Source organism: Streptomyces sp. NPDC056835, assembly GCF_042789485.1.
GTDB lineage: Bacteria > Actinomycetota > Actinomycetes > Streptomycetales > Streptomycetaceae > Streptomyces.
On record NZ_JBHUBB010000002.1, the window covers coordinates 1 to 13,386 of the forward strand.

12 protein-coding genes are annotated in these 13,386 nt (G+C 71.2%); 6 read left to right on the forward strand and 6 right to left on the reverse strand.

The annotated features are described in order from the left end of the window. Positions 1 to 358: DUF5707 domain-containing protein (locus ACFRMN_RS02430; protein WP_383012067.1), on the forward strand; the 358-nt coding region annotated here is incomplete at its 5' end. A gap of 357 nt (positions 359 to 715) precedes the next feature. Here ACFRMN_RS02430 and ACFRMN_RS02435 read toward each other — a convergent pair. After that, positions 716 to 1,786 carry a DeoR/GlpR family DNA-binding transcription regulator gene (locus tag ACFRMN_RS02435; protein ID WP_383012991.1) on the reverse strand — a complete coding sequence of 357 codons (1,071 nt, stop codon included), beginning with the start codon at positions 1,784 to 1,786 and terminating at the stop codon, positions 716 to 718. Positions 1,787 to 2,049: 263 nt separating this feature from the next. Then, positions 2,050 to 3,486, reverse strand: coding sequence for an NAD(P)H-quinone dehydrogenase (locus tag ACFRMN_RS02440; protein WP_383012070.1), 1,437 nt, complete (start codon positions 3,484 to 3,486; stop codon positions 2,050 to 2,052). A gap of 224 nt (positions 3,487 to 3,710) precedes the next feature. Between ACFRMN_RS02440 and ACFRMN_RS02445 the strand changes: the two genes are divergently transcribed. The 4 genes from ACFRMN_RS02445 (at position 3,711) to ACFRMN_RS02460 (ending at position 9,345) form a co-directional block, all read left to right on the forward strand. Then, entirely contained in the window at positions 3,711 to 4,148 is a 438-nt protein-coding gene (locus ACFRMN_RS02445; protein ID WP_030355792.1) for a gamma-glutamylcyclotransferase, read from the forward strand. A gap of 299 nt (positions 4,149 to 4,447) precedes the next feature. Next, positions 4,448 to 5,275: a purine-nucleoside phosphorylase gene (locus ACFRMN_RS02450; protein WP_383012073.1), complete on the forward strand. Its 828-nt coding sequence runs from the start codon at positions 4,448 to 4,450 to the stop codon at positions 5,273 to 5,275. An 88-nt stretch (positions 5,276 to 5,363) separates the two neighbouring features. Further along, on the forward strand, positions 5,364 to 7,031 hold the full coding sequence (locus ACFRMN_RS02455) for a phospho-sugar mutase (RefSeq protein WP_383012076.1): 1,668 nt from the start codon (positions 5,364 to 5,366) through the stop codon (positions 7,029 to 7,031). A gap of 250 nt (positions 7,032 to 7,281) precedes the next feature. Then, complete coding sequence (locus ACFRMN_RS02460) at positions 7,282 to 9,345, forward strand: PQQ-binding-like beta-propeller repeat protein (protein ID WP_383012079.1); 2,064 nt, start codon at positions 7,282 to 7,284, stop codon at positions 9,343 to 9,345. Between the two features lie 44 nt (positions 9,346 to 9,389). Here ACFRMN_RS02460 and ACFRMN_RS02465 read toward each other — a convergent pair whose 3' ends face one another. The 3 genes from ACFRMN_RS02465 to ACFRMN_RS02475 form a co-directional block, all read right to left on the reverse strand. Then, complete coding sequence (locus ACFRMN_RS02465; protein WP_383012082.1) at positions 9,390 to 9,830, reverse strand: hypothetical protein; 441 nt, start codon at positions 9,828 to 9,830, stop codon at positions 9,390 to 9,392. 60 nt (positions 9,831 to 9,890) lie between these two features. After that, positions 9,891 to 10,526 carry a hypothetical protein gene (locus ACFRMN_RS02470; RefSeq protein WP_383012085.1) on the reverse strand — a complete coding sequence of 212 codons (636 nt, stop codon included), beginning with the start codon at positions 10,524 to 10,526 and terminating at the stop codon, positions 9,891 to 9,893. 240 nt (positions 10,527 to 10,766) lie between these two features. Beyond that, on the reverse strand, positions 10,767 to 11,489 hold the full coding sequence (locus ACFRMN_RS02475; RefSeq protein ID WP_383012088.1) for an ABC transporter ATP-binding protein: 723 nt from the start codon (positions 11,487 to 11,489) through the stop codon (positions 10,767 to 10,769). A 346-nt stretch (positions 11,490 to 11,835) separates the two neighbouring features. Between ACFRMN_RS02475 and ACFRMN_RS02480 the strand changes: the two genes are divergently transcribed. Beyond that, positions 11,836 to 11,985 (forward strand): hypothetical protein, encoded by a 150-nt coding sequence (locus tag ACFRMN_RS02480; protein WP_383012090.1) that lies wholly within the window; start codon positions 11,836 to 11,838, stop codon positions 11,983 to 11,985. Positions 11,986 to 12,414: 429 nt separating this feature from the next. Here the strand turns inward: ACFRMN_RS02480 and ACFRMN_RS02485 are convergent, their stop codons facing one another. Next, positions 12,415 to 13,230, reverse strand: a complete 816-nt coding sequence (locus ACFRMN_RS02485; protein WP_383012093.1) for a septum formation family protein — start codon at positions 13,228 to 13,230, stop codon at positions 12,415 to 12,417. Positions 13,231 to 13,386: the final 156 nt, after the last annotated feature.

Genomic DNA, 13,386 nt, shown 5'->3' on the forward strand with positions numbered 1-13,386 from the left:
GGCCGGCCCGTCCGCCAAGCCGACAGTGGAGAACGGCGCGGCCCGCTACCTCGCCCCGACCACCGGCGCCGCGGGCTCGGTCACCTTCACCGCGAAGGTGACCGATGACTCGGGAATCCGGAGCCTCAAGGTCCTGGCCTGGCCGAAGAGTTCGGACCTCAAGCCGACCGCCCAGGACATGGAGTCCGTCGAGAGCGCCACGTGCGAGAAGTCCCTGTGCACCTACACCCTGAAGGTCACCCAGAAGGACGCCGCCGACCTGCCCGAGGGCACCTGGTACGTCTCGGCGCTGGCGACGGCCAAGGACGGGGACAAGACCTTCGTACCCGAGGCCGCAACCTTCAGCGTCACACGCTGAACCCACCCCCACCCCCAGCCAGGGCGCCGAATGGCCGGAACCACCAGCCCGCACCCACCCCCAAACCCCCAGCCGGGGCGGCGAATGGCCGGGACCACCGACGGGAGGGGGCCGGGGTCGGAGGAGGTGCGTGTCCGGACGTAAAGCGTCGCAGCACGCGCGAAGCGCGGTGAGGAAAGCAGTCCGGACACGCACCTCCGCAGGCCCCGGCCCCCGCACCACAACGGCGCACCCGCACCACGACGCACGCACCCGCACCCGCAACCCGCACCGCACCCGCACCCCCGCCGGAGGCGCACCCCCCGCCAGCACCCGCACCCCCGCCGGACGGCGCACCCCCGCCGCCGCCCAAACCCACTACCGGCGTCGCAAGTCCGCCACCCGCGCCCGTTCCCCCGGCTCCTGCGCCGCCAGCGAAGCCGCCGCACTCCGCAGCTGCGACCCCGGCCCCCCACTCCCCGGCCCCTGTCCCGCACCCGGTCCCGGCCCCGCCGCATGCGTACGGCGCTGCCCCGGAAGCGGTACGTCACGACGCGACTGACGCCCCGCCGGATGCGCCTCTCCCCCCGAGCCGCCGCCCCCGGCAACGGAACCGGCGACGGCACCAGAACCGGACCCCGAACCGGAACCCGCACCGGCCGAGGCCCCCGACGCCCCGCCCGCGGAACCGCCGGCTCCGCCGGCAGAGCCGGCCACCGCGATCTGCACCCCCTGATCCGCCAGCGCCTGAAGCTCCGTCGCCGCGCGATCGTCATGCGCCGGCGGCTCGTCGGTCACCAGCCTGCTGATGAGATCCGTCGGCACCGTCTGGAACATCGTGTCGGTGCCCAGCTTCGTATGGTCGGCCAGCACCACCACCTCCGCCGCGGCCTGCACCAGCGCCCGGTCCACGCTCGCCGAGAGCATGTTGGACGTGGAGAGCCCGCGCTCGGCGGTCAGCCCGCTCCCGGACAGGAACGCGCGGGTGACCCGCAGGCCCTGGAGGGACTGCTCCGCCCCGCTGCCGACCAGCGCGTAGTTCGAGCCGCGCAACGTGCCGCCGGTCATGACGACTTCGACCCGGTTGGCATGGGCGAGGGCCTGCGCGACGAGCAGCGAGTTGGTGACGACGGTCAGGCCGGGGATACGCGCGAGCCGGCGGGCCAGCTCCTGCGTGGTCGTACCCGCACCGACGACCACGGCCTCGCCCTCTTCGACGAGACTCGCGGCGAGATCGGCGATGGCCGTCTTCTCGGCCGTCGCGAGATGGGACTTTTGCGGAAAGCCGGATTCTCGCGTGAATCCGCCCGGCAATACCGCACCGCCGTGCCGGCGGTCGAGGAGTCCTTCTGCCTCCAGTGCCCGCACGTCCCGCCGTACGGTCACTTCGGAGGTCTGGACGACGCGGGCGAGCTCACGGAGCGACACGGCCCCGTTGGCGCGCACCATTTCGAGGATCAATTGGCGACGTTCTGCAGCGAACACGAAACTGACAGTAACCCCAACGACCGTCTGCTTTCAGCAGTTTGCGCCGAATAACAGAAGTTGTACACAGACGAGCGCGCACAGTGGTATAAAGCGATCCCGCTAATCGAACGCACCACCAGGGGACGGGCTCATCCAGCCCTACGAGCCGATGAACGCCCCGCCGACGAACGCCCCGCCGATACCCCGCACCCCGCCCGTACGCGCCGTCGCGACCGGCGGTCCGGTCAGCTCTCCTCGCCGGTCTTCACGGTGTGCAGCTGCCGCGCCACCTCGGCGATCGAACCCGACAGGGACGGGTAGACCGTGAAGGCGTTCGCGATCTGTTCCACGGTCAGGTTGTTGTCGACGGCGAGCGCGATGGGATGGATCAGCTCGCTGGCACGCGGCGATACGACGACCCCGCCGACCACGATCCCGGTGCCGGGACGGGCGAAGATCTTGACGAAGCCGTCCCTGATGCCCTGCATCTTGGCGCGCGGATTGCGCAGCAGCGGCAGCTTGACGACGCGCGCGTCGATCTTGCCGGCGTCGACGTCCGCCTGGCTGTAACCGACGGTGGCGATCTCCGGGTCGGTGAAGACGTTCGACGAGACCGTCTTGAGGTTGAGCGGGGCGACCGCGTCCCCGAGGAAGTGGTACATCGCGATCCGGCCCTGCATGGCGGCGACCGAGGCGAGGGCGAAGATCCCGGTGACATCGCCGGCGGCGTAGACGCCGGGCGCGGAGGTACGGGAGACCCGGTCGGTCTTGATGTGGCCCGAGTCCTTGACCAGGACGCCGGCCCCCTCCAGGCCCATGCCCGCGGTGTTCGGGATGGCGCCGACGGCCATCAGGCAGTGCGTACCGGAGATGACCCGGCCGTCGGAGAGCGCCACCTCGACCCGGTCACCGACCCGCTTGGCGGCCTCGGCGCGGGAGCGGGACATCACGTTCATGCCGCGGCGCCGGAAGACGTCCTCCAGCACGCCCGCGGCGTCCGGGTCCTCGCCGGGAAGCACCCGGTCACGGGAGGAGACGAGCGTGACCCGCGAGCCGAGCGCCTGGTAGGCACCGGCGAACTCGGCGCCGGTGACGCCGGAGCCGACCACGATCAGTTCCTCGGGCAGCTCGTCGAGGTCGTACACCTGCGTCCAGTTGAGGATGCGCTCGCCGTCGGGCTGCGCGTCCGGGATCTCGCGGGGGTGCGCGCCGGTGGCGATCAGTACGGCGTCGGCGGTGAGTGATTCCTCGCTGCCGTCCGCCGCGGTCACGATCACCTGGCGCGAGCCGTCCACGGCCTGCCGTCCGTCGAGCCGGCCCCGGCCGCGCATGACGCGCGCGCCGGCCCGGGTGACGGAGGCCGTGATGTCGTGCGACTGGGCGAGCGCGAGTCGCTTCACGCGCCGGTTGACCTTGCCGAGATCGACCCCGACGACGCGGGCGGCCTGCTCCGAGGGGGTGTCGTCGGCGACGATGATGCCCAGTTCCTCGTACGAGGAGTCGAAGGTGGTCATCACCTCAGCCGTCGCGATGAGGGTCTTCGACGGTACGCAGTCGGTGAGCACCGACGCGCCACCGAGTCCGTCGCAGTCGACGACGGTCACTTCCGCGCCGAGCTGAGCCCCTACCAGGGCCGCCTCGTAGCCGCCGGGGCCGCCACCGATGATCACGATCCGGGTCACGAAAAAGTCCGCCTCGCGTTGTCAACCCGGCCCGTCTGCCACCCCGGCCGGGGTTCCGGGGGAGCCCCGGGGGATGCAGTACGTACTCCATTGTCCCGCACGCTTCAAGTAGCGCCCCCTCGGGGGTACCTCCCTCTCCCCCTTTTTGTGGCTCGGTCCTCCCGGGGGCGAACCGAGCCCCGAAAAAAGCAGGCCACGTCTGTACCTCCCGTACCCTCGACCCCATGTCGCTCTACGCCGCGTACGCCGGCAACCTCGACGCGCGGCTGATGACCCGCCGCGCCCCGCACTCCCCGCTGCGTGGCACCGGCTGGCTCAACGGCTGGCGGCTGACCTTCGGCGGCGAGCAGATGGGCTGGGAGGGGGCGCTGGCCACGGTCGTGGAGGCACCGCGTTCCCAGGTTTTCGTCGCGCTGTACGACATCGCCCCGATGGACGAGGACTCCATGGACCGCTGGGAGGGCGTGGGGCTCGACATCTACCGCCGGATGCGGGTACGGGTGCACACCCTGGACGGCGAGGAGCCGACCTGGATGTATGTCCTGAACGGCTACGAGGGCGGTCTCCCCTCGGCGCGCTATCTGGGCGAGCTGGCCGACGCGGCGGAGTCGGCGGGCGCCCCGCACGACTATGTGATGGAGCTGCGCAAGCGCCCCTGCTGACAGGGGCCCTGCCGACACGGGACGTACCGGGCCCGGATCCGGAGGCGAATCGCGCACGTGTCCGGAGGCGAATCGCGCGCAAATCCGGGGGCGAATCGCGCGCGAACCCGGAGACGAACCGCGCGCGAACCCACGCGGACCCATGGGACAAACCGGGGCATGACCCCCGGAAGACTCCAGACCGGAACCGGGAAACCGGCACAGGGCGGCCGCTTTCGTTGGAAACGACAGTACAACGATGTCAAGACCGTGCGACCATCATCTACGCGCGTAGGGCATGACCGGCTACCCTCATCCGCGTGAACGCATCTGTTATCCCGGCCAACGCCGACGGACCCGACCCCCTGGCCGCCGCCGACGCCGCCGCCACCCGCCTGCGCGAGCTGACCGGCGCCGAGACCCATGACGTCGCCCTGGTGATGGGCTCCGGCTGGGCACCGGCCGTCGACGCGCTCGGCGCCCCCGAGGCAGAGTTCCCCGTGACCGAGCTCCCCGGCTTCCCCGCGCCGGTCGTGGCCGGCCACGGCGGCAGAATCCGCTCGTACCGGATCGCCGAGAAGCGCGCGCTGGTCTTCCTGGGCCGTACGCACTACTACGAGGGCCGCGGGGTCGCCGCCGTCGCGCACGGCGTACGTACCGCGGTCGCCGCGGGCTGCAAGACCATCGTCCTGACCAACGGCTGCGGCGGACTGCGCGAGGGCATGCGCCCCGGCCAGCCCGTGCTGATCAGCGACCACATCAATCTGACGGCTGTCTCCCCGATCGTCGGCGCGAACTTCGTGGACCTGACCGACCTGTACTCACCCCGGCTGCGCGCGCTGTGCAAGGAGATCGACCCGGCCCTCGAAGAGGGGGTGTACGTACAGTTCCCCGGCCCGCACTACGAGACGCCGGCCGAGATCAACATGGTCCGCGTCATGGGCGGCGACCTCGTCGGCATGTCCACCGTCCTGGAGGCCATCGCGGCCCGCGAGGCGGGCGCCGAGGTCCTTGGCATCTCGCTGGTCACGAACCTGGCAGCGGGCATCTCCGGTGAACCCCTCAACCATGAAGAGGTCCTTCAGGCGGGCCGCGACTCGGCGACCCAGATGGGTGCCCTGCTCGCCCAGGTGCTTGAGCGCGTCTAAGGCGCCTCCGAGCCGGGAATGACATCCCGCCGGGACCACGCCGTCGGCCCCGGCGGCACAGCACAGCTACCAGGAGGTGCCCCCCACCGTGCAGCAGGACGCCACCACGCATCAGGACCTCATCGCACGGGCCAAGGCCTGGCAGGCCGAGGACCCCGACAGCGACACCCGCGAAGAGCTCGGAAAGATCATCGACGCCGGGGACACCGGCACGCTTGCGGAACGGTTCGCCGGCACGCTCCAGTTCGGCACCGCCGGGCTGCGCGGTGAACTGGGCGCCGGGCCCATGCGGATGAACCGCGCGGTGGTCATCCGCGCCGCGGCCGGGCTCGCCGCGTATCTCAAGGACCAGGGCCATGGTGACGGCCTGGTCGTCATCGGATACGACGCCCGCTACAAGTCCGCCGACTTCGCCAGGGACACCGCGGCCGTGATGACCGGCGCCGGGCTGCGCGCCGCCGTACTGCCCCGGCCACTGCCGACGCCCGTACTGGCCTTCGCCGTACGGCATCTCGGCGCCGTCGCGGGCGTGGAGGTCACCGCCAGCCACAACCCGCCCCAGGACAACGGCTACAAGGTCTATCTCGGCGGCGGCTCCCAGATCGTGCCGCCCGCCGACGGAGAGATCGCGGCCCGGATCGCCGCGGTCGGCCCGCTGGCCGGTGTGGCCCGGCCCGACGACGGCTGGGAGACCCTTGGTGACGAGGTCCTGACGGCGTATCTGGAACGTACGGACGCGGTCCTGACCCCCGGCACCCCCCGCACCGCGCGCGTCGTGCACACGGCGCTGCACGGCGTCGGTACGGAAACCCTCCTGGCGGCCTTCGCGCGGGCCGGCTTCCCCGAGCCCGTGCTCGTGGCGGAGCAGGCCGAGCCCGATCCGGCCTTCCCGACCGTCGCGTTCCCGAATCCGGAAGAGCCGGGCGCGATGGATCTGGCCTTCGCCACCGCCCGGCGCGTACGGCCCGACCTGATCATCGCGAACGACCCGGACGCGGACCGCTGCGCCGTCGCCGTCCCCGACGACACGGCCGTCAGCGGCTGGCGGATGCTGACCGGCGACGAGGTCGGCGCGCTCCTCGCGGCCCATCTCGTCCACAAGGGCGCGACGGGCACCTTCGCCGAGTCGATCGTCTCGTCCTCGCTGCTCGGCCGGATCGCCGGGGCGGCGGAGCTGGGTTACGAGGAGACGCTGACCGGCTTCAAGTGGATCGCCCGCGTCGACGGTCTGCGGTACGGATACGAGGAAGCGCTCGGCTACTGCGTCGACCCCGACGGCGTCCGCGACAAGGACGGCGTCACGGCCGCGCTGCTGGTCGCCGAACTGGCCTCCGAGCTCAAGGCCAAGGACCGCACGCTCACCGACCTCCTGGACGATCTGGCCGTCACCTACGGCCTGCACGCCACGGACCAGCTCTCGGTCCGCGTCCAGGTCCTGTCCATGATCGCCGACGCGATGAGCCGCCTGCGTGAGAATCCGCCGAAGGAGCTGGCCGGTCTGACCGTCGTCTCCACCGAGGACCTGACGCGCGGTACGGACGCCCTCCCGCCGACGGACGGCCTGCGCTACCACCTGGAGGGCGCCTACCGCGCCCGCGTCATCGTCAGGCCGAGCGGCACCGAGCCCAAGCTCAAGTGTTACCTGGAGGTCGTGATCCCGGTCGCGGACGCGACGGCCCTGACGGCGGCACGGGACACGGCGACGGCGACGCTGGCGGCGATGAAGCGTGACCTGGCGGCGGTCGCCGGCATCTGACCCTTCCGTCGTACGCGGCCGTCGTATCCGGCTGTCGTATCCGGCTGTCGTACGCGGCCGTCGTATCCGGCTGTCGTACGCGGCCGTCGTACGCGGGCCCGCCACAGGCCACTTGTCCGGCGGCGGATCCCAACCCCCGGCCCCGCGTGGGCGCGTACTCCCAGTAATGTGGCTGACTTCGCAGGGATCCGACAGACAGCCGCGGCGCCGCGACCGGCACCAGGTTCGGCGGGGGTACGTGGTGGAGGCGTTGAAGGCGTTGCGTGCCGGGGACCCCGAGCAGGTGGGGCCCTATCGTCTCGTGGGCCGGCTCGGCTCCGGCGGCATGGGCAGCGTGTTCCTGGGGCGTTCGCGGGGCGGGCGCATGGCGGCCGTCAAGGTGGTCCGCCCGGACCTGGCGGAGGACCCGCAGTTCCGCCGCCGGTTCGTCCGGGAGGTCACCGCGATCCGGCGCGTGAACGGCGCCTTCACCGCGGGTGTGGTCGACGCCGATCCCGACGCCACTCCCCCCTGGCTGGCAACGGTCTACGTACCGGGAATGGCGCTGAGCGAGGCCGTCGCCGCGCACGGTCCATGGCCGCCGGAGCGTGTTCTGACGCTCGGTTCGGGGCTGGCCGAGGCGCTGGGGGCGATTCACGCGGCGGGGGTGGTCCACCGTGACCTGAAGCCCTCGAACATCCTGCTCGCCCACGACGGCCCGCGCGTGATCGACTTCGGCATCTCCGTCGTCAGCGACGCCAGCGCCCTGACCCAGACCGGGGTGATGGTGGGCACCCCCGGTTTCATGTCCCCCGAGCAGCTGACGGACGACCGGGTCAGCCCGGCCAGCGATGTGTTCTCCCTCGGAGCGGTCCTCGCGTACGCGGCGACGGGAGCCGGGCCGTTCGGCACGGGGTCGGCGCACGGGCTCCACTACCGAACGGTGCACGAGAGGCCCGGTCTGGAGCACCTTCCGCCCGGCCTGCGGCCCTTGGTGGAGCACTGCCTGGCCAAGGACCCCGGCCAACGCCCCACCGTGGCCGAGCTGATGCACCACCTGTCCGGGGCAGGGGCGTACGCCGCGCCTCCCCCGGCCCACGGCCGGCTCCCCGAACCGGTCGCCAGGACCGTACAACTCAACGCTTCCACGGCCCAGTTCACCGACGCGCCACCGCCCACGGCACTCCCCTCGTCCGGTATGACCCGCCGCAGGGCGCTGCTCGGCTTCGTGGGGGTCACCGCCGCGGCGGGGATCGGTTACGGCGTCTGGCAGTCCTCCGGCACCGACGACGACATGGATGCCGGCACCCCCGCGCCCGAGGAGACCTCGACGGTCCCCCAGCGGCCCGGCACCCCGCGCTGGAAGTCCACGGTCGCCGCCGGCGACGGCCGCGACGACGCCGACGGGGCGCTGGCCGTGGCCCAGGGCATGGTCTACTTCCCCGGCCGGAAGGGCCTGTACGCGGTCTCGGCCGACCAGGGCGGCGATCAGTGGACCCACACCACCGGCGCCACGGACGGCCCGCTCGTGCCCGCCCCGGCCGTGACCGACGACACCGTCTGCGTCGTGGTCGGCGATGTCCTGCGCGCGCTGCACGCGGCCACCGGCGAGCGGAAGTGGGCCTCCTCCGAACTGGACGTCGCCGACGCGGCCCCGTCGGCGTCCGACGACACCGTCTGCTTCCTGGGCGGCAGCGGCGCCTCCACCGTGCTGTACGCGGTGTCCACGTCGACCGGGAAGATCCTTCTGGAGACCTCGGCCGGCCTCGAATACGCCGAATCCGCGCGCATAGCCGACGGCACGGTCTACACCAGCAGCGGCGGGGCCCTGTACGCGTACGACCCGGCCACCGGGAAGCGGAAATGGAAGCACCTGACCCCGGCCGTCCGGATCTCGGACGTGGCCGTGGTCGGTGACTCCGTCTTCTTCACCGTCTTCGGCGAGAACGGCACGTCCGTGTCGGCGGTGTCCACGAGCGGCCAGGAGAAGTGGCTGACCGCCGCCGAGGACGGCGGCTCGTTCCAGGGCCCCCCGGTCGTGTCCGGCGACACGCTCTACGTCTGCGGCAAGAACACCCTGTACGCCCGGGACGCGAAGACCGGCGCCCCGAAGTGGAACACCCCCTTCACCGCCGGGATCCACCCCGCCCCGAGCGTCGGCAACGGCACGGTCTGCGTGGCGGCCGGCACCACCGTGCACGCGCTCCACGCGGCCACCGGCAAGAAGAAGTGGGACTTCCCCGCCGGCGAACAACTCCGCACGGGCCCCCTGGTGTCCGGCCCCACGGCCTACGCGACCGGCGCGTCGGGCACGCTGTACGCGATCACGGTGTAGGCCCCGCAGATGCTCGGCAGCCCGCCCGACCGCCGGTCCCGCTGTTACTCGCCCCGGGGGTGCCACGCCTCGGCCTGGCGGATGGACACGAGCGCGCCCCACACCCATCCCGCGACGCCGATCAGTACCGCTGCGGCTGTACAGACGGCAAGGAGGCCGTCCGGGATGTACGAGTCGCCGGTCCGGGTCTTGGGGAATGCGAGCCACGCACCGACGACGGACCCCACCAGGCCGGCCAGGGTCAAGGGGACCAGGATGCTGTGGGCGGCGGTGGACCAGTAGACGTGCGGATTGCCGGTCAGGGTGGTCACGGGGGCCAGTGCGCGTCCGTTGCGCAGGAACTCCGCCAGGCCCGCGAACGCTGAAGCGGCCGCGAGTATGGCGATACCCGCGAGGCCGAGCGCCATGGCCCACTTCACGGGGGACCGGTGGGATCCCCTGATCCGGTCGCCGGCCGTACGCTTCCGTCCGGTCACGTCCGTCATGACCACCACCGCGAGCACCAGCGCGGCAGCCGCGAGGACCGCCGGGAGAAACGCCCACCATCAGCCGCGCAGGTCGGAGGCGACCACGACGTGTCCGGTCCAGGGCAGGCGGACGTCCACGATCGACGCGACGGCGACGGCGGACAGAGCGAGCAAGGCTCCGGCCGCGACGGTACGCAGCGCCTCCCCCAGCACGATCACGGCCCGGTCGCGCGGCGTCGCCCCGAGCACCGCGACCAGAGCGGTGCGCCGGTCCCGGGCATACGAACCGGTCCGAGCCGCGACCGTCAACAGCACCACGGCCGGCAGCAGCAGGAGCAGCCCGATCATGACCAGGAAGGTCCACTCGGGCTGGGCGTACTCCAACTGGCCCACGGTGTAGAACGCAGGTCCCTTGGACGGCCCGTAGCCGGTGATCGGCCTGACGTTGTCTCCCGTGGCGGGTATGAGTGGTACGACGTAGGCGAAGAGTTCGTCGGGCGACTGCAGACCTTCAGCGGCGATCGTGCCCACGGTGTGGCCGTAACGGGTGGCGATGTCCTTGGCCGCGGAATGATCCCGCAGTGCGGGCGAGAGCACGGCCTCGCCGGGGCGCGGCCAACTCCGCAGCCCCGGAGGCAGGGGTGCGTCCGCGGACAGCCGGGTCAGGAAGACGACCTGATAGGGGCCGCGCCCGGGTACGGAGTCGCCGGCCACGCTCCACGTGGCGTGGGCGGAACTGCCCCGGCACGTCTTCCTGGAATACGGGAGTGCGCGCCTTGCCGCGCGCTGCCTGCCCTTCGTACGTGGCATGCGTGGCGATCACCGAGGCCACGGTCAGAGCGAGCAGCGTCGTGGCCATGAGGAGTGCGACGAATCGTACGCGCCCCGCTTCGGTGCGGCGGCCTGCGGCCGCACCGACGGCGAGCAGTTGGCGGATGAGGCCGTGCTGCGTCATCAGTCCGTCGCCTGCCTGGTCGGCGCAGGGGCGAGTACGCCCGCGGTGAGCGTGAGAGTACGGTCGGCTCGACGGGCCACGGCCGGATCGTGGGTCACCAGCAGCAGACCACAGTCGTACCGGCGCGGCATGGCGAACAGGATGTCCGCCACCTTCTCTTTGGCCTCTTCGTCGAGTGCGCCGGTCGGCTCGTCGCCGAGGAGCAGCGTGGGTGAGTTGATCAGCGCGCGTGCCACCGCGGCCCGCTGCCGCTCTCCGCCGGACAGTTCTTCGCTGGACTCCGCGTCCGGCACTCCCAGCTGGGTCAGCAGTTCCTGGGCCCGCCCGTACGCGTCCACACGCGCCGCGCCGGCCAGTAACGCCGCCAGGGCGACGTTGTCGGTGGGAGAGAGTTCCGGGAGCAGTTCGCCGAACTGGAAGACCATGCCGATGTGTTCGGCACGGTGCCGGGCCAAAGCCGCACCGCGCAGACCTGCCAGGTCCACACCGCTTACCTCGACCGCACCGCCGGACGGCCGGATGAGGCCGAGGGCGCAGGACAGCAGGGTGGATTTGCCCGAACCGCTGGGCCCCATCACCGCGACGGACTCCCCCGCCCGGACGTCCAGGTCCAGCGAACTGAACAGAGATCGCCCCGGCACCTCGTACGTCAGTCCCCTGATGGACAACACCGTCTCAACCACAGCGCTCCGCCTTTGACAGGTCTTGCTTCGTTTGCTCATTCGAGAACGCAGCGGGGCGGACCGCCGATCGGGCCGCCCCGCTACGCGCCGCGGTTGGTCAAGCCGCAGCGCTACTACCGGTAGGACCAGGAGGAGCAGTTGTCCGGCACGAAGTCCTCTTCCTGGCAGGCCCTCAGCGCGCGCACGTAGTCGGTCGTGTCGGATGCGCTGTACACGGTAGTGCCGCTGCCACTCTTGTTGCGCGGCTCGTGTTGTCGCTCGTGCGGCGGTGATAGGGGGGCGTACGTCTCATCGCCGTCCGCAGCGTTGTCCTTGACCGCGACCTGCCCGTTGGTACCACGGCTCCAGGCCTCGGCGCCCCCTGTGCGTACGCCCCGTGCGTGACATGAAGCACGCCAACGCGGCCCTGACCGCCATCCGCTACGCGCCCGGCCACCCTCAGTCGGCCCTCTTCTTCCATGTCGCGCTCGGTGGCCGGCCGAGCCAGAAGGCGGCGACGGAGGGCCGGTCGATTCCTGCGGTGGAGCCGTCGTGAGGCAGGAACTCGGTGGGGGCGATGTACCCCTCGCCCGCCACGTCACGGATTGCCCCGGAGGGTCCGTACCCAACTTGGCTGCCATGGAAGCGTGAGCGCCGGAGCGACGCAGGCTGTCCGGTCGCGTCTGGTGTCGAGAACGGCCTGAACAGCGCCGGAGACCTGGCCTTGCTGGGCCCGGTCGGCCCACAAGTGAGCGTCGTGCTCAGTCAGTCTCGCCGTCTCGCCGGCCGAGGTGGCCTTGGCGGTGAAGCTGAACTGGCCCTGCGGCAGCACCCGGTGGGACCGTTGAGGCCGAACGCCGCGGTGGCGCCGAACGAACCGGTGCGTCCGGCCGTTCCAGGAGGCACCGCGAGCGTGGGAGCCGTCTTCGAGCAGGAAGCGGGGCCGTGACCTTGACGGACACGGCCCCGCTCATCCGACGGAGCGTCAGCCCGCCCAGACCTCGGCGTCGTCGGCCGGGACGGTGGTGGCCAGGCCCAGTTCCTTGCGGGCGGCGACCGACTTGTTCGGGTCGATGTCGGTGAACGCCGAGTCGTAGGTGATGTAGAACGCGTCGGCGTCGGCGGCGTTCGCGGCCTTCTTCCAGTTCCCCGCCGCCTTCGTCAGCGTCGCGCGGAGCTTGCCGACCTCGGTGCCCTCGATGCCGTCCAGGCCCTTGACGTGTGCGTCGAGAGCGGCCGCGACGGCCTTGGCCTGCGCCTTGTAGCCGACGAGGTCGTCCTCGACGGCGTCCTTCTCGGACTGGTTCGCCCACAGGGCGTCGTAGACCGCGTTCGAACCCTTGAGATACGTGTTCTGCTCGGGCTTGAGGGACTTCGCGGTGTTCAGCGAACCGCTGAACGTTCCCTTCTCCGCGGTGTAGGTGCAGCTCACCGAGCGGTCGCCCGTCGCCCAACTCTCCTTGCTCGGGGTGTAGTAGAAGAGGGCGACGCCCTTTGGAAGCGCCCAGGTGTCCATGGCGTACTTCTGCGCCTCGACCGGGCAGCGGCTGTCCGCGATCGTCGAGACCCCGTCCTCGCCGGGGTACTCCTTGCCCTTGTCGATCGCGAACTCGCCGACAACCTGGCCCTCGTGCGCCTCGTCGCAGGGCACGATCTCGATGGCGTACGCCGTTCCCTCGGCCTTGCCGGTCGGGTTGTAGCAGTCGCCGATGTCCAGCGAGAACACCGAGCGCTGGCGAGCCACCGTCTTCGCGCCGTCCTTGGCGCTGTCGAGGGCATCGGAGACGTCCGAGCATCCCACCGCGCCGATCGCGAGCAGGGCTACAACGGCGGATATGCCGTGAAGGGAACGATACGGGGTACGGCTGCCATGGCGTGTACATCCTCTTATATGATCTTTATGAGGGTCGCGCGCATCGTACGCCATTCCTGTGGCCCGGTTGCGCGAAGGCCCTCA